Genomic DNA, 17,826 nt, shown 5'->3' with positions numbered 1-17,826 from the left:
TGGAAAGGCTCAAAACGCCCCGGGGTAAGCGCCGCCATCAGCCAGTACATTCTGGCCGTTGATGTAGCCGGCCTGCTGGCTGCACAGGAAGGCACAGATCGCGCCAAACTCCTCCACACCACCAAAGCGTTGCGCCGGAATGGTTTTACGCCGCACATCCATGATGGCGTCCACCGGCTGGCCGGTTTTTTGCGCCGCGCCCTGCAGGGTGGCCTTGAGCCGGTCGGTGTCAAACGCACCGGGCAGCAGGTTGTTGATGGTCACACCGCGGGCGGCGAGCTTGCTGCGCGAGACGCCCGCCACAAAGCCGGTCAGACCGCTGCGCGCACCGTTGGACAGCCCCAAGATGTCGATCGGCGCCTTCACCGCGCTGGAGGTGATGTTGATGATGCGCCCGAAGCCCCGCGCCGCCATGCCGTCCACCGTGGCCTTGATCAACTCAATCGGGGTCAGCATATTGGCGTCCAGGGCCTTGATCCAGGCATCCCGGTCCCAATCGCGAAAATCGCCCGTGGGTGGGCCACCGGCGTTGGTGACCACGATGTCAAAGTCGGACCGAACCGCGAACACCGCCTGGCGGCCCTCCGGCGTTGTGATGTCTGCAGCAACAAACTCCACTGCAGCCCCCGTCGGACGGGCGCTATCAGCTATTAATTTCGCAGCGGATGCCTGCAACACATCGGCGCCACGGGCGACGATCAGCACGTTCACCCCTTCATGCAGCAGCGCCTCGGCACAGCCAAAACCCAATCCTTTGCTGGCGCCGCACACCAGAGCCCATTTGCCGGCAATACCTAAATCCATCGTCATCACTCCATCAATTGCAAAATCGTTTGCCATGATAGTGGCGAAATCCAGCCTCGTTTGAGGCACCCCGAATGGCCTGAAACCTCAAGGCGCACTTGCACGTGCACTGCGGGTAAAGACAAAAATCCCCGCAATCACCAGCAGCGTGCCGGCCGCCACCCAAGCGGTGAAGGGCTCGCCCAGAATCACAACGCCCATCAAAATGGTCGACATCGGACCGACCAGGCCGGTCTGCGCGGCCATGCTAGCGCCGATGCGTTCAATCGCCATCATCACCATCAACACCGGTACCGCCGTGCACAGCGTCGCGTTCAGCACCGAGAGCCAGATCACCTCCGGCGCCACGACTGCCGCACTCCAGGGGCGCAGCAACACAAACTGGGCGATACACAAGAGGCAGGCAACCGTGGTCGCCAGGCCGACCAGGCGCAATGACCCCAGCCGCCGCACCAGTTCGCCGCTGAAACTCAGGTACACCGCGTAGCTGATGGCACTGAGAAACACCAGCAGCGCCCCCAGGGCAGCATCGGCCCCTTGCAGATTGATCTCATGGCCAAACACCAGCACCACGCCGCAATAACTGATCAGCATGCCCAAGGCCTGCTGGCGATGGATTTTCCGCTTGTAAAGCACCAGGCCCAGCAACAAAACCAGCGTCGGGTTGAGGTACAAAATGAGCCGCTCCAGCGAGGCGCTGATGTAGGACAAACCGGCAAAGTCCAGGTAACTGGCGAGGTAATAACCGGTCACGCCCAGGCCCACCACGCCCCACCAGTCACGGCGCGTCAAGGGCGGCTTGCCCCGGCTGGCCCACCAGGCCATCAGCGCAAAAATTGGCAGCGCAAACAGCATGCGGTACATGATGAGCGTGACCGCATCAACCCCATGGCGGTAGGCCAGCTTGACGATGATGGCCTTGCCGCTGAAGGCGATGGCACCGACGGTGGCCAGCAGCAGTCCAGTTGCTATACTTTTATGAGCTACCTGCGCTTTATCCACGGGTGCTAGAGGCTGTTTTCTCTTAAAAACATCAGAGGGCTTGCTCAAAACCCGACCGCCTGGCCGTCACGCCGGGCGTCGCTGGCCGCCACATAACCTTCCACTTTCGGGTCGCCCGCGCGGCAGATGAACTGCCCGGCGCCAAAGTCCTGGTACGAATCGTTGATCACAGCCATGTGGTGGCCGCGCTGGGACAAACCCTGCACCGTGGCCGGGTTCATCGTCGCCTCGACATTGATTTCCAGCCCGGTGTTGAAGCGCCAGCGCGGCGCGTCACACGCCGCCTGCGGATTCTGGCCATGGTCGAGCATGCGCACCAGGGTCTGCATGTGGCCCTGCGGCTGCATGTTGGCGCCCATCACGCCAAAGCTCATGACGGGCTGGCCGTCTTTGGTGAGAAAGGCCGGGATGATGGTGTGAAACGGCCGCTTGCCCGGCGCCACGACGTTGGGGCTGGCCGGGTCCAGGCTGAAGCCATGGCCGCGGTTCTGCAGGCTGATGCCAAAGCCGGGCTCGACACAACCCGAGCCGAAACCCATGTAATTGCTCTGGATGAAGCTGACCATCATGCCGTTCTCGTCGGCCGCGCTCAGGTAAATCGTGCCGCCCTTGCGGTGCGGATCGTTCGGGCTGCCGGCCTTGAAGTCTTGCGCCCGGCCCATGTCGATCAGCTTGGCGCGCGAGGCCAGGTAGCTGTCGTCCAGCATCTGCTCCGCCGTCACTTCCATGCTGGCCGGTTCGGCCACAAACCGGTACACATCGGCAAACGCCAGCTTCATGGCCTCGATCTGCAGGTGCTGGGAATCGACGCCATCCACCGGCAGGCTGCCCAAGTCAAACTGGTCCAGAATGCCCAGCGCCATCAGGGCGGCGATGCCCTGACCGTTAGGTGGAATTTCGTGCACGGTGTAGCCGCGGTAGTTTTTGGCGATGGGCGTGACCCACTCGGGCCGGTGGCGGCTAAGATCGTGCAGGCTCAGGCTGCCGCCGTGCTGGGCCGAGAATTGGGCCAGCGCCTGGGCAATCTCGCCGGTGTAAAACGCTTCGCCTTTGGTGGCCGCTATCGCACGCAGGGCGCGGGCGGCCGCAGGAAACTGAAACAATTCACCGACAACCGGGGCGCGTCCGCGCGGCAAAAAAGCGCCGGCAAAACCGGGCAAGGCTTTTAACTCGTCCACCGGCGCCGCCCATTTTTGCTGTACCACCGGCGGCACCAGGTAGCCGCGCTCCGCCAACTCGATGGCGGGGACCATCAGCTCGGCAAACGGCAGCTTGCCAAAGCGCTCGCTCAAAGCGACCCAGGCGCTGACCGCCCCCGGCACGGTGACCGAATCGATGCCGCGTTTCGGCGGCGTCCTGGCACTGGCGCCATAACGACTTTTGAAATAATCCGGCGTCCAGGCTTGCGGCGCGCGCCCGGAGGCGTTGAGGCCATGCAAGGCCTGGCCGTCCCACAGAATACAAAACGCATCGCTGCCCAGGCCATTGCTGACGGGCTCCAAAATCGTCATGGCGGCGGCGCTTGCCACGGCGGCATCGACCGCATTGCCGCCCTGCAGCATCATGCGCAGGCCGGCCTGGGCCCCCAGCGGATGCGAGGTCGCCACCACGTTGCGGGCAAACAGCGGCAGGCGGATGGAGGTGTAGGGGTTGCTGTAGTTGAAGTTCATCATGGTCTCAGCCTTTAAACAGTTTGTGGTGCAGCCGGCGCAAGGACCACCAGACGCTGAACGCCACGAGTGGAATGGTCACCGCAGCCGTGCTTTCGGCACTCCAGGGCCAGCCCAGCGCATGGGCGCCCTTGGCCAGATAACTCACCAGACCGACGATGTAATAGGTGATGGCCGCCACCGACAAGCCCTCCACGGTGGACTGCAGCTTGAGTTGAATGTCCTGGCGCGAGTTCATGGTGGCCAGCAGCGCCTGGCTGCTTTGCTGCTGTTCGATCTCGACCCGCGTGCGCAATAAATTGCTGATGCGCGACACCCGTTGCGACAGCGCGTCTTGCCGGCGCGTGGCCCACTCGCAGGTGCTGCGCGCGGGCGTCAGGCGACGCTCCATGAATTCGCCGATGGTCTGCATACCGGGCAAGGCCGACTCGTGGATGTCGCTGATGCGTTTGTCCACCAGCTCAAAATAGGCGGCGCTGGCCGAGAAGCGGGAGTGGGTGGCCGCATGCTGGCTCTCCACCTGACCCGCCAACTTGGTAAGCCGGTCCAGCAGCATCGGCTCGTCGTCACGGGTGGCGCTGCGAATGGCGCTGGCGAGCTCGGCCAGCTCCAGTTCGGCACTCGACAAAATATGGGACGCCTCGCGCGCGGCCGGCAGACCCAGTAAGGCGGCCATGCGGTAGGTCTCGATCTCCAGCAGACGTTGCACCAGGCGGCCCAGACGGCGCGGCGACATATTCCCGGCCAGCAGCACCATGCGCGAAAAACCATCGGCGTGCATGGCGAAGTCGGTATAGACCTCAGCCACGCCACCGGCCACGCTGGACGCGAGCAGCGTGTCTTCCAGCAGCACATGCTTGACCAGCGTCGCGGCATCCAGCCCATCGGCCGGCAGCACCCACAGGTGAATACCCGACAAACACTGGCCGGGAAGTCCGGCAAACCAGTCTTGTGGCACGGCGTCCAGCGCGCGTTCGGGCTCGATCTCGCCAAAGCGCTCGGTGGACAGGGGACACATGAAGGTCCAGGTGACAAATTCCGTGTGCAGCTCCCAGCGAATATGGAACTGCCCCAGGTCCATCCGGAAGTGGCTGGACTGCGTATCTGGCAACGGCAGGTGATGGTCGCGCAGCAAGGCCGCCACATGCGCCCGGCTGGCTTCGCGCTGCGTCGCATCACACACCATGACCACATGCGAGATGGCCAGCGGCGCGGCCAGGGCCTGCGGCGGGCGGGCGTGGATTTCGTTGTGCAGGGCGGCGCGTTGCGGATGCTGCTGCAGATGGTGCTTGAGTGACATGAGGATTCCTTGACTGGCCATTGTGCCGCACAGACACCAAAAAAAACGGCACCCGAAGGTGCCGTTTTTTTCGTGGTGCCGGAAGGGATCAATCCTCGACGAAAGCCTCTTCGCGTTTCTTCTTGATCGATGGCAACAGCACGATCACCAGCAACAAGGCCGCCACCGCCAACAGGCTGGCCGACAGGCCACGCGTGACAAACACGCTCCAGTCACCGCGCGACAGCAGCAGGGCCCGGCGCAGATTCTCTTCCATCATTGGCCCCAGGATGAAGCCCAGCAGCAGGGGTGCCGGCTCGGCGCCGAGCTTGATGAAGATGTAACCAATGATGCCGAATAGCGCCACCATCCAGATGTCCCAGGTGTTGTTGTTGGTGGAGTACACGCCGATGGCGCAGAACAGCACAATCGCCGGGAACAGCCAGCGATAGGGCACGCTAAGCAGCTTGATCCAGATACCGATCAAAGGCAGGTTCAGGATGATCAGCATGGCGTTGCCGATCCACATCGAGGCAATCAGACCCCAGAACAACTCAGGGTTGCTGGTCATCACCTGCGGGCCGGGCTGGATGTTGTGGATGGTCATGGCACCCACCATCAAGGCCATCACCGCATTGGGCGGAATGCCCAGTGTCAGCAAGGGAATGAAGGAGGTTTGCGATGCCGCGTTGTTGGCCGCTTCAGGGGCGGCCACACCGCGGATATTGCCCTTGCCAAACGCCACTTCACCTGCATGAAGCTTGGTTTTCTTCTCGATCGTGTAGGCCGCAAAAGCCGCCATCACGGCGCCACCGCCGGGCAAAATGCCCAGCACGGAACCCAATGCGGTACCGCGCAAAACCGCCGGTACCATGCGCTTGAAGTCTTGCTTGTTGGGCAACAGTCCTTTCACATTGGCCGTGAACACCTCGCGCTCACTCTCGTGCTTGCCCAGGTTGCTGATGATCTCGCCGTAGCCAAACACGCCCATGGCGATCACGATGAAGCCGATGCCATCGGTGAGTTCGGGAATGTCAAAGCTGAAACGGGCCACGCCTGAGTTCACATCGGTCCCCACCATGCCCAGCAACAAGCCCAGCAAAATCATGCCAAAGGCCTTGAGCAAGGAGCCCGAGGCCAGCACCACCGCGCCGATCAAGCCCAGAATCATCAGGGAGAAATACTCGGCCGGGCCGAACTTGAAGGCCACTTCAGTCAGCGGCACCGCAAAAGCCGCGAGGACCAGCGTACCGACGCAACCAGCGAAAAACGAACCCAGGCCCGCCGCCGCCAGCGCCGGCCCCGCTCGCCCCTGCCTTGCCATCTGGTAGCCGTCAATCACAGTCACCACCGAGGACGATTCACCTGGCAGATTGACCAAAATGGCCGTGGTGGAGCCGCCATACTGCGCACCGTAATAGATGCCGGCCAGCATGATCAGGGCCGAGACCGGTGGCAAGGCGTAGGTGGCGGGCAGCAGCATGGCAATCGTGGCCAGTGGGCCAATGCCGGGCAACACGCCAATCAGCGTGCCCAGCAGGCAGCCGACAAACGCATACATCAGGTTGATCGGCGTGAAGGCCACGCCAAAACCGATCGACAAGTTGGTAAAGAGATCCATTTGTCAGTTCCTTAACCTGTAATGAAGGTTGGCCACACCGGAAACTGCAGTTTGAGCAGCACGATGAACGCCAGGTAACTCATGATCGCCAACACGGTGGCCAAAATCACGACTGCTTTGAGATTGAACTCTTCGCCCGCCAGGCTGGCAATGAAGGTCAAGGCATAAATACCGGCGATCAACCCCATGGCCGGAATCCCCAAATTGGGCAGGCCGCCGAGCATCAGGCCAAAAACCAGATTGGCGGAAATGATGAAGAACAGGGGCTTCCACGCCCATTTGCCAATCTTTTCACCGTCCTCGGTCTCCACCACCATGGACTCAAAGACGATAGCCGCGCCCAAAATCGCCAGCAAGACGCCCAGCATCAGCGGAAAGTAGCCGGGTCCCATGCGGGCGCCCGTGCCCACGTTGTAGGTCGAGGCACCCCAGGCGAAGGCCACACCGACGGCCATGAACATGAGGCCCGAGAAAAAGTCTTTTTGACTCTTGATATTCATTAATTAGTCTCCTCGAAGGATTCGAAAAGCTGATTTTGCATGGGAAAGCCATGCCGGGGCATGTGGATTTCACCTATGCCGCGGTAACCCGGATCAGGACAAAGGCGGCGTGGAGGACAACACCTCTTCCAGCACCGTCAGCCCCTCGGCCACGCGCAGGGCGCCGGCCAGCCGCAGGGGCCGCATGCCGTCGCTCACCGCCTGGCGCTTGAGCGCATCGCTGTTGGGCTCGCGGTTGATCTTGTCCTTGAAGGCCTCGGACACGACCAGCAACTCGTACAGGCCCATGCGGCCCATGAAACCGGTCATGCGGCAGTCCACACAGCCGACCGGCTTGAAGGGTTTGTAAGCCCCATTGAGCTGCCAGGGCTTGACCACTTCGGCCAGCGCCTCGCGCGTGGCCGCCGCATCGGGCACCTTGCAATGCTTGCACAAGGTACGCACCAGCCGCTGCGCCAGCACGCCGAGCAGGGTGGCATTGATCAGGTAGGACGGCACGCCCAACTCCATCAAGCGCGTCACCGCCGAAGGCGCGTCGTTGGTGTGCAGGGTGGAGAACACCAGATGCCCGGTGAGCGCGGCCTGCACCGCCATCTCGGCGGTTTGCTGGTCGCGGATTTCGCCCACCATGATGATGTCCGGGTCTTGTCGCATCAGGGCGCGCAACCCTTCCGGAAAACCAAAATCGAGCTGCGTCTGCACCTGGGTCTGGTTGAACGAGGGTTCGATCATTTCGATCGGGTCCTCCACGGTGCTGACATTCACCTCTTCGGTGGCGATGCGCTTGAGCGTGGAGTACAGGGTGGTGGTTTTGCCCGAACCGGTCGGGCCGGTCACAAGAATAATGCCGGTGGGGCGTTTGACCAGCGCCTCCCAGCGCTGCGCGTCGTGCGCGGAAAAGCCCAGGGCATCCAGGTCCTTGACCGTGGTGTCCGGGTCGAAGATCCGCATCACCATCTTCTCGCCAAAGGCGGTGGGCAGCGTCGAGATACGCATTTCGATCTCGTCGCCGCGTGGGTTGCGTGTCTTGATGCGGCCATCCTGCGGGCGGCGCTTTTCCACCACGTCCATGCGGCCCAGCAGCTTGATGCGCGCGGTCATGGCGGTGAGCACGCCCATCGGCATCTGGTAAACCGGGTGCAGCACGCCGTCGATGCGAAAGCGGATCACGCCCTGCTCGCGGCGTGGCTCCAGATGAATGTCGCTGGCGCGCTGGTCAAACGCGTACTGCCAGAGCCAGTCCACCACCTGCACCACGCCCTGGTCGTTGGCATCGAGCTGCTTGTTGGTCTTGCCCAGCTCCACCAGCTGCTCGAAGCTGGCACCGCCGCTGTTGCCACCGGCCTTGTTGGCGGCTTTCACCGACTTGGCGAGGGCAAAAAACTCCACCGTGTAGCGGTGAATTTCCTGCGGACTGGCCACCACCCGACGCACGCTGCGGCGCGACTGCCGTTCCACCTCGGCCACCCAGTCCGTGATGAAGGGCTCGGTGGTCGCCACGACGATTTCGCTGGGGGTGACCTGCACCGGCAAAATCTTGTGGCGCTCGGCATAGGCCGCGCTCATGGTGTCGGCCACCTTGCCCACATCGACCTTGAGCGGATCAATGCGCAAATAGGCAAGCCCCGCGCGTGTCGCCACCCACTGCGTCAGCAACTCGATGTCCATCGCCTTGGCGTCGCTGGCGCGCCGCACCGACACGCTGGCCAAGCGCACCAGCGGGTGCTGCACGCTCTCGGCCTGGGCGCAGCGCCCGGTGACGCGCTGGGCTTCCTCGGCGCTGATGACGCCATCGCTGCACAGCCACTCCACCAGTCGACGCCAATCGAGTGGCCCGCGATGGGCCGTGCGGGCGAGCGCCTTGGCGTTGACGGGTGCAGCGGCGTTGTTCATTTCAGCATCGGCTTGAAGACGCGCACCCATTTGGCGGCGGGCAGGCCCCATTGGGTCTGAATGATTTCGGCGCGAGCCTCCAGCACCTCGCGCTTGGGCCGGTTGGGCGTGCACTGGGCCAGCACCACGGTGTTGCCCTCACGCGTGGGTTTGAAGGCCCACACGGCGTCGGCGCCGAACGCTGCCGAGATTTTCTCGACACTGCGGGCAAAGCTCGATGCCCGGCCAAACAAATTGACCGTCATGCAGCCTTCTGGCGTCAGCAGGCGCTTGCAGTGGTTGTAAAACGGCAGGCTGTCGAGCACCGGGGCAGCGGCCTCGTGGTCGTACAAATCAACCTGCAGCGCATCGATCGTGCCCCACCATTTGGAGTTCTGAATTTCCAGCGCCGCGTCATTCAGCACCACCTGCATGCGGGTGTTGTCGGCCGGCAGTTTGAACCAGCCTCGGCACGCCGCCAACACCTGCGGGTTGAGCTCGATGGCGACGGTTTTCATGCGCACTTCCTTGTGGCAGAACTTGGTGAGTGAGCCGGCGCCCAGACCGAGCTGCATGGCCTGGCGTTTGGTCACGGAGTCGGGTTCCACAAACAGCAGCCAGGCCATCATGCGCTGGATATATTCATGGAACAGCACGGTCGGGGCGTCCATCAGCATGGTGCCCTGGATCCATTCGGTGCCTAGATGCAGGTGACGAAGCGGACCTTCGTCGGAGAAATTGACTTCGGGGAGAGAGTGGGTACGTTTTTTCAAGATAAGGGGATTATCGTCAAACGCCGGGTGTGGATGTCATTGGCCGCCGCGTTTTTCAGAAAGCGGGCACACTTCGGGCTGTACAGGAGGCAGCCGTGACAGACCCAACTTTAGTGCGACCAGACGACGCGGGCACCGAACCGGCGACCTTGACAACGCAGCCGGACGAGCCGCCCCGTGTGTTGCTGTACATGCCCGTGGATGTGCGCAGCATTTCCCTGGTGCTGCTGGCCACGCTGGCCAGCATCTTCATGTTGCGTTGGGCCAAAGACGTCTTTATTCCGGTGATGGTCGGGGTGCTTTTCAGTTATGCCCTGTCGCCGGTGGTGGACTGGCTGCAGTTGCGCCGGATTCCACGGGCCTTGAGCGCCGCCCTGCTGATTCTGGGCATCTTGAGCGGCGTTGGCGCGTCCGCTTATTCACTGAGTGAAGACGCGAGCCAGCTGATCGAGTCGCTGCCGGCTGCCGCGCAAAAGCTGCGCGACTCGGTTCGCGCCCTGACCGGCAAGCGGGACAGCGCGCTGGCAACGGTACAAAAGGCCGCCACCCAGATTGAGCAAGCGGCTGAAGAATCGACTCAAGCCGCACCGCTCGGCCGTGGCGTGCAACGGGTGCAGATCGAAAAGCCCAAGTTCAACATCAGGGACCACCTTTGGACCGGCACTTTGGGGCTGATGGGCATGCTGGGCCAGATCGGCGTGATGGCGCTGATTACCTTTTTCCTGATGGCTTCGGGCGACAGCTTCAGGCGCAAATTGGTCAAGCTGGCCGGCCCCACGCTGAGCAAGAAAAGGGTCACGCTGGAGGCGCTCAATCAGATCCACGACCAGATTCAACGCTACATGCTGGTGCGGCTTTTCACCAGCGCCCTGGTGGGCGTGGCCACCTGGTTGTGCTTTCTGGCGATTGGTCTGGAGAATGCGGCGGTATGGGGCGTGGCCGCGGGCGTGCTCGACCTGGTTCCCTACATTGGCAGTGCAGTCATCACGGCCGGCTCGACACTGGTGAGCTTCCTGCAGTTCGACTCGCTGGAGATGGCGCTGCTGGTGGGGTTTATTTCCATAATGATCCATTTCATTGAAGCCTTTCTGCTCACACCCTGGCTGACCAGCCGCGCCAACAAGATGAATGCGGTTGCTATTTTCATCGGCCTGCTGGCCTGGGGCTGGCTCTGGGGCCTATGGGGGCTGTTGCTCGGGGTGCCGATTCTGGTGGTCATCAAGGTCATTTGCGACCGGGTTGACGACCTGAAGTCGGTGGGTGAATTTCTCGGTACCTGATTTGCGCGTGAGTTTTACTTTCCCTCCCCTCCGCGCTTTGGCCGTGGTTGCTGGCTTGGCAACAGTGGCACTGGGGATGCTGGTGATGGTTGGCTGGCATCTGCGGCTGCCCGCACTCATCCAGATCCATCCCGATCTGGTGCCCATGCAATACAACACAGCCATGGGCTTTCTGCTGTCCGGCATCGGGCTTTTGCTCGCCAGCGGCAACTATTGGCGCGGCACGCTTGTGTTTGGCAGCGCTGTCGGACTCATCGGTGGCCTCACATTGGCCCAGCTCATCCTGGGTGTCGATCTCGGCCTGGACCAGATGTTCATGCAACATTACATCACCGTCGCCACGTCACAACCGGGGCGAATGGCGCCCAACACGGCGTTGTGCTTCGCACTGGCTGGCGTCGCACTTTTGATCGCCGGACTTGAACGGTGCGGAAGAAGACGCTGGCAGGCCGTCAGCCTGCTCTGCGCGCTGATGGTCGGCTTGGGCTTTGTGGCCCTGATCGGCTACCTGCTGGACATCCCAACCGCCTATGGCTGGGGCAACCTGACCCGCATGGCGGTCCATACCGCCCTCGGCTTCATGGTGTTGGGAGGCGGTTTGATGGCCCTGAGCTGGCAGTCCGAGATGGCCGAGCGCGATTGGCGGCCGTGGGGCATCGGCGTCATCACGGCCACCATCACGATCACCTTGTGGCAAGCGCTGCATGCGGCGAACGCCCGATCGACGGGGCTGGCCGAAGAACTTATGCTGGTGTTTGGTTTGATCATGGCCTTTGCCCTGGCCCATTCCGTGGCCGACTCGCAGAAGCTACGCCGTGCTGCCGACGCAACGCGAAGTGCCCTGGCGCTCCTGAGCCAGGAAATTGCAGAGCGAAAAAAGGCCGAAGAACAAGTTCGCAAAATGGCCTTCCACGACGCCCTCACCCAACTGCCCAACCGCCGTCTTCTCAACGAACGTTTAAGCCAGGCCCTGGTTGCCAGCAAACGCAGTGCCTGCTTTGGTGCCGTGATGTTCCTTGATCTGGACAACTTCAAGCCACTCAACGACACCCATGGCCATGGGATTGGCGATTTACTTTTGATAGAAGTGGCGACCCGACTTACTGGCTGTGTGCGCGAGATAGACACCGTGGCACGGTTCGGTGGCGATGAATTTGTGGTCTTGCTCAATGAACTGGAAATGGATTGCGCTGAATCCACCGCCCAAGCCGGCCTCGTTGCCAGCAAAATCTGCGCGGCCCTGTCAGAGCCCTATCACTTGACCGTTTGCGACACGGTAGAAGCCGGCACCACGGTCGCCCATCGCTGCACCGCCAGCATTGGCATTGCCTTGTTTACCCAACAGGAAGTCAGTCAGGACGAGATCCTGAAACGGGCCGATGCAGCCATGTACCAAGCCAAAGCCTCAGGCCGCAATCAGGTTCTGTTTTACGAGCCTTCTCACTGATTCAGCCGCTGCCTTCACAGCAATCCGGCGGCGGCCATCACCTCGCGCCACGCGGCCAGCTTGCGCTCGAAGCTCCAGCTGGCGTTGGCCGGGCTACTTGAAGGCAGCTTGTACACCGGCAGGCCAAGCGCGGCGGTGTATTTGGCGTGGCGAAAGCTTTCGCCGCCGTTGTGGGCGATGCCCCTGAGCTGCGGGCAGCGGCGGGCGAGGCCAGCGAAATCATTGACTTGCGCCTTGCGAATGGCCGAATCCAGGCTGCCCTCGCGCTCGCAGGCGGCGTAAACGTCCCACACGCCCAGCCCCCGATCCAGCAACCATTCGCTACGCTTTTCATAGCTATCTGCGCTTATTATACGGGGGCTAGAGGGCCAAATGGCTTGAAGAATCTTCCAAAAGTGGTTTTGCGGATGGGCGTAGTACTGCTGGCGCGCCAGCGAGGCCGCGCCCGGAAAGCTGCCCAGCACCAGCAGCCGGGTGCTGGCACAGACGATGGGCGGCAGGCCGAGCAAGCGTTGTGACGGGATCGGGGGGCTGTCCATGCGCATTCAGGCGGAGGGCAGCAAGGCACGCAGGCGCGGCAAGGCGCCCAGCGCGTTACCTGTGGTGGCAAGGGCCAAATCAGCGGCATTCATGCCGCGCAAGGCCGCCAGTTCGGCCCCAATGCGCGGCAACTCGCCCGGCTCGTTGCGCCCCTGCGGCTCACCGCTGGCACGCTGCTCGGCCGTCCTGTACAACCAGTGCGGCGGTATGTCGGGCGCATCCGTCTCCATCACGAGGGATTCCAGCGGCAGGCTGGCGGCCAGCCGGCGCAGCTGCAGGGCGCGCTCATAGGTCAGCGCACCGCCAAAGCCGAGCTTGAAGCCGAGCGCGATAAAGGCCTCGGCCTGTTGTTGGCTGCCATTGAAGGCATGGGCAATGCCGTGCCAGGCGGCTCCGTCCGGCCCGCCACGAGGCGCCGCCTTCGCAAGCGCACGCAGCCCCTTGAGCACCCGGTCAACTGAGCGGCGCACATGCAGCAGCACCGGCAAATCATGCTTGCGTGCCAGCTTGAGCTGCTCCACATAAAAGTATTCCTGACGCTCGCGCAAGGGGCTGGTCAGCAACTCCGGCACAAAGTAGTCGAGCCCGATCTCGCCCACCGCCACCAGCCGTGGATCGTCACGGTAACGCAGCAAGTGCGCGTCCAGCGTCGCCAGATCCGCCTCCTGTGCCTGTTTCACACACAGCGGGTGAATGCCCAGCGCATAGCTGTCGCCGCCTGCCTGGGCGAGTTGGCGCACGGCATCGAAATTGGCGACCTCGACGGCGGGCAACACGCAATGCGCTACGTTATTCATAGCTGCTCGGGCCCGTACCGCTTGCGTATCAGGCGAAAACTCTGCTGCATCCAGGTGGCAATGGGTATCGATCCAGTAGCTCATGCAGGGAAAATACCATATATTGGTCACCCGATTGACACCAAAATGTCACGAGCCTGCGCTAGCCTTTGCAGACTTCTGGTCCTGATCAGGCCACAAGAACCCGATTACTGCTGTCACAACATCAAAAAAGGAATCATGCATGAAAGCTCACTACACCCTCGTCGCCACCGCCACCCTGCTCGCGCTCGGCGCTACCGGCTCTGCCTTCGCGCAGGAAAAAACACTGCGCCTGCTGACCTGGGCCGACTACGCGCCGGCCGACGTTGTGACCCAGTTCGAGAAAGAAAGCGGCTACAAGGTTGAACTCACGCTGTCGAACAACGAAGAAATGATCTCCAAACTGCGCGCCACTGGCGGCGCCGGCTTTGATCTGTCCCAACCCTCGCAGGACCGCATCACCGGGCCGCAGCAAGAATTCGGCATCTACAAACCCATGGATTTGAGCAAGCTCAAGGCGGAGTTGTTCATCCCCTCCATGCTGGAAGCCACCAAGAGAAACACCACACTCGCGGGCAAAGTGTACGGACTGCCCCACATCTGGGGAACCGACGGCTTGGTGGTCAACACCAAGCTCACCAAGATGACGGACTACCCGGACCTGTGCCGCGCCGACGTCAAGGGCAAAACAGCCGTGCGCCTGAAACGCCCGACCTTGCTCGCCTTTGCCTTCGCCTCGGGCAAGGACCCGTTTGCGCTGTACAACAACCCCAAGGCCTACGGCGCGCTGATGGATGAAGTTGGCAAGACCATGATCGCCTGCAAAAGCAACCTCAAGCTGTTCTGGGACAACAAGGACCAGCTGCTCAACGGCATGCGCACCGGCGAGATCGTCGGCGCCATGATGTGGGACACCGGCGGCTGGAAACTCAACGGCGAAAAGGCCGAGATCCAGTTCATCGCTCCCAAGTCAGGTGCACTGGGCTGGATTGACACCTTTGCCATTCCCGCCAAAGGCAAGAACGACGCCGCCGCCTATGCGTGGATCAATTTCAACATGCGCCCCGAGATTGCTGCCCGCGTCGCCAAATCGGCCGGCAACTTCACCGCCGCAAAGGACGCGGAACAGTTGATGGACGCCACACTCAAGGCCCAGTTTGCCGCCAGCTTCCCTGAAGCCGCGTTGAAAAACGTGAAGTGGTATCCGGCCGTCCCGGCTGGCATTGAAGACATCGAAGGCCGTGTGCTGGACCGTATCAAAGCGGCGAACTGAAACTGTGGCGCCGGCTGATCTGGAGGCCGTTCGCGTCAGCAAGCGCTACGGCGGTTTTCTCGCCGTGGACGAGTTGTCGTTCAGCGTGGCGCGCGGCAGCTTCTTCTCCATCCTGGGCCCCTCGGGCTGCGGCAAGACCACACTGCTGCGCATGATCGCCGGCTTCCTGAGTCCGGACACGGGCGACATCCAGATTGGCGGCAAAGCCATGACCGGCGTGCCGCCGAATCGCCGTCCGGTCAACATGGTGTTTCAGCACCTCGCGCTGTTTCCGATGATGTCGGTGGGCGAGAACGTGGGCTATGGCCTGGCGCGCCGTGGCGTGGTCCGGGCCGAGATCACACGGCGCGTGGGCGAGATGCTGGAGCGCGTCAGCCTGCCCGGCGCGCAGGACAAGCGGGTTGACCAGCTCTCGGGCGGGCAAAAGCAGCGCGTGGCCATCGCCCGCAGCCTGGTGCTGGAGCCCACGCTGCTGCTACTGGATGAACCCCTGGGGGCGCTGGACCTGAAGTTGCGCGAGCACATGAAGATCGAGCTCAAGCAATTGCAGGCCGCCTTCGGCACCACCTTTGTCTACATCACGCACGACCAGTCGGAAGCCCTGGTGCTGTCTGACCATGTAGCGGTCATGAACCATGGCCGCTTCGAGCAGGTGGGAACACCGCAGGCGCTCTACTACCAGCCGCAGACGCCTTTTGTGGCCGGCTTTGTCGGCGCCAATAATTGCGTGAAAGGCCGGGCGACGCAGATCAACGGCAACGCCGTGACCGTGACCAGCGCGCAGGGCCTGGTGATGTCGGCCCGCGCCATGGGAACAGTGCACCGGGGCGATACGGTCGAGGCCTTTGTGCGCCCCGAGGTTGCCAGCCTGTCACGCAGCGCCGCTATCTTCTCGCAAGCCGGTTTGCCCCATTACCGTGCCCAGATCGACAGCCTGCTGTTCGATGGCGCCAACTCGGCGGTGCTGCTGCACGAGGAAAGCTCGCGCACGGAATTCCGCATTGCGCTGCCCCAGACCGGGCACCTGTCTGACTTGAAAGTCGGCGAGACCGTGAGCTTCGGCTTTGACCCGCAACGGGCGGTGTGCTTTGCCAGCTGATTCCACCGAGACTGCATCACCCGCGTCATCGCGAGGCCGCAGGCCGTGGCGATCCATGGTGGCTGGATTGCCGCGCTACGCTCGCAATGACGAACCCAGCCAGCTGCACGCGCGGCTGATGCTCATGCTGCTGCTGGCACCGGCCCTGTTGTGGCTGCTGGGGCTGATTGTGTTGCCGCACATTGAACTCGGCATTCTGTCGCTGCGCGCCCGTGTCGCGCCTCGGGTGTACGAGGTCAGCCTGGCGCAGTACCGCACCTTCATTGAAGAGCCGTTGTATTGGCACACCTTTGTGCGCACGGCGCTGATGTCGATCCTGGCCACCGCCCTGACCTTGCTGATGGCCTTTCCGATTGCCTGGATGATTGCGAAAGTGGCCCGCGGCCGCAACAAATCCATGCTGTTTGTCTTGTGCCTGATCCCGTTCTGGGTCAGCGAGACCGTGCGCACCCTGGGCTGGATGATTTTGCTGCGCGAGTCGGGCGTGTTGCCGCAGCTGATGATGACACTGGGCCTGACGCCCGCGCCGGTGGACCTGCTCTACCACGACGCCACCATTCTGGTCGGCCTGGTCTACACCTCGATGTTGTTCATGGTGGTGCCGCTGATCGGCGCGCTGGAGAGCCTGGACGACTCGCTGATCGAAGCCGCCTACGACCTGGGCGGCAACGGCTGGTCGATCCTGCGCCAGATCGTCATCCCGCACGCCGCGCCCGGCATTGTGGCGGGCTGCATCGTGGTGTTCATGCTGACGCTGGGCAACTACCTGACGCCCACGCTGCTGGGCGGCAAAAACTCGCAGTGGTTCACCGAGCAGATCTACACCCAGTTCATCACCCGCTTCAACTGGGAACAGGGCGCGGCTTTTGGCTTTTTGCTGCTGGGCTTGAGCACCGCCATCGTCTGGCTGGGCTTGCGCCTGAGCGGGCAAAAATTTGGCGAAGTGATGCGACGCTCATGATTCCCTCCCTGCCCCGCCCAGCCTGGTTGCGCGCCAGCACGGTGATCTACGCGCTGGTCTTTTTCGCCTTCTTGTTTTTGCCACTGCTCGTCGTGGCGGTGTTTGCCTTCAACGACGCACCCTATCCCGCGCCGCCCTGGCGCGGGGCGACGCTGGACTGGTTTCTGGGTAGCGCCGGCACGGGTAAAGCGCTGGGACGTCAAGGTCTGTTTGCCGACCAGGCCCTGCTGGGCAGCTTGTGGACCAGCGTGGTGGTGGCGGGCTGGGTGACGGTCTTGTCCGTGTTGGTGGGCACAGCCAATGCCTTTCTGATTGAGCGCACGCAGTTTCGCGGCAAGCAGGCGCTCTCGCTGCTGATGCTGGCGCCCCTGGTTATCCCCGGTGTGATTCTGGGCATCTCGATTCTGGCCTTCACCAGCCGTATTGCGAATCTGGCCGATGACTTGTACGGACTGGAGCTGGAGTTTTTGCGGCCCGGCTTGCCTCTTGTCGTACTGGGGCAGTTCTCCTACATCGTGTCGATCGCTACCCTGACCATCACGGCGCGCCTTAAACGCTTCGACGTGACACTGGAGGATGCCGCCTACAACCTGGGCGCATCACGCGCGGCGGTGTTCACCACCATCACCCTGCCCTATTTGCAGCCCGCCCTGATCGGCACGGCCGCCATCTCATTCCTCATGTCGTTCGAGAACTTCAACACCACGCTGATGCTGGTGGGGTCGGACGCACCGCTCACCGTCATGATGTATGGCCGCATGCGGGAGGGTGCCACGCCGGTGCTCAATGCGGTGAGTCTGTTTCTGATGGGGGCTTCGGCGCTGCTGGCCCTCACGCTGTTGCGTGGTGCCAAGGCAGCGAACTCACACCCCAAGCCCTGACCGCGA

The 17,826-nt window shown here is 62.4% G+C and carries 16 protein-coding genes; 6 read left to right on the top strand and 10 right to left on the bottom strand.

All coding sequences use genetic code 11. The features are described 5' to 3' along the window. Positions 1-9: 9 nt before the first annotated feature. The 8 genes from C5P05_RS31525 to C5P05_RS31490 all read right to left on the bottom strand — a co-directional run bounded on the left by C5P05_RS31525 (position 10) and on the right by C5P05_RS31490 (position 9,521). A complete protein-coding gene (locus tag C5P05_RS31525) occupies positions 10-804 on the bottom strand; it encodes an SDR family oxidoreductase (protein WP_114974182.1) in 795 nt (264 codons plus the stop codon). Positions 805-891: 87 nt separating this feature from the next. Next, on the bottom strand, positions 892-1,806 hold the full coding sequence (locus C5P05_RS31520) for a DMT family transporter (RefSeq protein WP_114973817.1): 915 nt from the start codon (positions 1,804-1,806) through the stop codon (positions 892-894). A gap of 44 nt (positions 1,807-1,850) precedes the next feature. Beyond that, positions 1,851-3,476 carry a gamma-glutamyltransferase family protein gene (locus C5P05_RS31515; protein ID WP_114973816.1) on the bottom strand — a complete coding sequence of 542 codons (1,626 nt, stop codon included), beginning with the start codon at positions 3,474-3,476 and terminating at the stop codon, positions 1,851-1,853. 7 nt (positions 3,477-3,483) lie between these two features. Next, positions 3,484-4,776 (bottom strand): DUF3422 family protein, encoded by a 1,293-nt coding sequence (locus C5P05_RS31510; RefSeq protein ID WP_114973815.1) that lies wholly within the window; start codon positions 4,774-4,776, stop codon positions 3,484-3,486. An 88-nt stretch (positions 4,777-4,864) separates the two neighbouring features. Then, on the bottom strand, positions 4,865-6,376 hold the full coding sequence (locus C5P05_RS31505) for a tripartite tricarboxylate transporter permease (protein WP_114973814.1): 1,512 nt from the start codon (positions 6,374-6,376) through the stop codon (positions 4,865-4,867). A gap of 11 nt (positions 6,377-6,387) precedes the next feature. Continuing rightward, the gene (locus C5P05_RS31500) at positions 6,388-6,876 is read right to left on the bottom strand and encodes a tripartite tricarboxylate transporter TctB family protein (protein ID WP_114973813.1); all 489 of its coding nucleotides are present in this window, start codon (positions 6,874-6,876) and stop codon (positions 6,388-6,390) included. Positions 6,877-6,969: 93 nt separating this feature from the next. Further along, positions 6,970-8,769 (bottom strand): GspE/PulE family protein, encoded by a 1,800-nt coding sequence (locus C5P05_RS31495; protein ID WP_114973812.1) that lies wholly within the window; start codon positions 8,767-8,769, stop codon positions 6,970-6,972. Continuing rightward, positions 8,766-9,521, bottom strand: a complete 756-nt coding sequence (locus C5P05_RS31490) for a spermidine synthase (RefSeq protein ID WP_420130793.1) — start codon at positions 9,519-9,521, stop codon at positions 8,766-8,768. Before C5P05_RS31490 ends, C5P05_RS31495 begins: the two co-directional genes overlap by 4 nt. Before the next feature lie 95 nt (positions 9,522-9,616). On the opposite strand from C5P05_RS31490, the gene C5P05_RS31485 reads away from it, so the two are divergent. Together C5P05_RS31485 and C5P05_RS31480 are read left to right on the top strand one after the other, a co-directional pair. Continuing rightward, on the top strand, positions 9,617-10,801 hold the full coding sequence (locus tag C5P05_RS31485) for an AI-2E family transporter (protein WP_114974181.1): 1,185 nt from the start codon (positions 9,617-9,619) through the stop codon (positions 10,799-10,801). After that, a complete protein-coding gene (locus C5P05_RS31480; RefSeq protein ID WP_198674927.1) occupies positions 10,782-12,248 on the top strand; it encodes a GGDEF domain-containing protein in 1,467 nt (488 codons plus the stop codon). The genes C5P05_RS31485 and C5P05_RS31480 overlap by 20 nt, the downstream gene beginning before the upstream one ends. Before the next feature lie 14 nt (positions 12,249-12,262). Here the strand turns inward: C5P05_RS31480 and C5P05_RS31475 are convergent, their stop codons facing one another. Both C5P05_RS31475 and C5P05_RS31470 read right to left on the bottom strand, forming a co-directional pair. After that, positions 12,263-12,787 carry a DNA-deoxyinosine glycosylase gene (locus C5P05_RS31475; RefSeq protein WP_114973809.1) on the bottom strand — a complete coding sequence of 175 codons (525 nt, stop codon included), beginning with the start codon at positions 12,785-12,787 and terminating at the stop codon, positions 12,263-12,265. 6 nt (positions 12,788-12,793) lie between these two features. Continuing rightward, positions 12,794-13,669 (bottom strand): TatD family hydrolase, encoded by an 876-nt coding sequence (locus tag C5P05_RS31470; protein ID WP_114973808.1) that lies wholly within the window; start codon positions 13,667-13,669, stop codon positions 12,794-12,796. Positions 13,670-13,808: 139 nt separating this feature from the next. On the opposite strand from C5P05_RS31470, the gene C5P05_RS31465 reads away from it, so the two are divergent. The 4 genes from C5P05_RS31465 to C5P05_RS31450 are packed head-to-tail and all read left to right on the top strand — an operon-like array spanning position 13,809 to position 17,820. After that, positions 13,809-14,879: an extracellular solute-binding protein gene (locus C5P05_RS31465; RefSeq protein ID WP_114973807.1), complete on the top strand. Its 1,071-nt coding sequence runs from the start codon at positions 13,809-13,811 to the stop codon at positions 14,877-14,879. A 4-nt stretch (positions 14,880-14,883) separates the two neighbouring features. Further along, the gene (locus C5P05_RS31460) at positions 14,884-15,978 is read left to right on the top strand and encodes an ABC transporter ATP-binding protein (RefSeq protein WP_114973806.1); all 1,095 of its coding nucleotides are present in this window, start codon (positions 14,884-14,886) and stop codon (positions 15,976-15,978) included. A 55-nt stretch (positions 15,979-16,033) separates the two neighbouring features. Beyond that, positions 16,034-16,939, top strand: a complete 906-nt coding sequence (locus tag C5P05_RS31455; RefSeq protein ID WP_114973805.1) for an ABC transporter permease — start codon at positions 16,034-16,036, stop codon at positions 16,937-16,939. Continuing rightward, positions 16,936-17,820 carry an ABC transporter permease gene (locus C5P05_RS31450; protein ID WP_114973804.1) on the top strand — a complete coding sequence of 295 codons (885 nt, stop codon included), beginning with the start codon at positions 16,936-16,938 and terminating at the stop codon, positions 17,818-17,820. Before C5P05_RS31455 ends, C5P05_RS31450 begins: the two co-directional genes overlap by 4 nt. Positions 17,821-17,826: the final 6 nt, after the last annotated feature.

Origin of the sequence: Rhodoferax ferrireducens (assembly GCF_003347515.1) — a bacterium.
Lineage (GTDB): Bacteria > Pseudomonadota > Gammaproteobacteria > Burkholderiales > Burkholderiaceae_C > Rhodoferax.
This window is presented reverse-complemented; position numbering and strand designations above follow the sequence as displayed.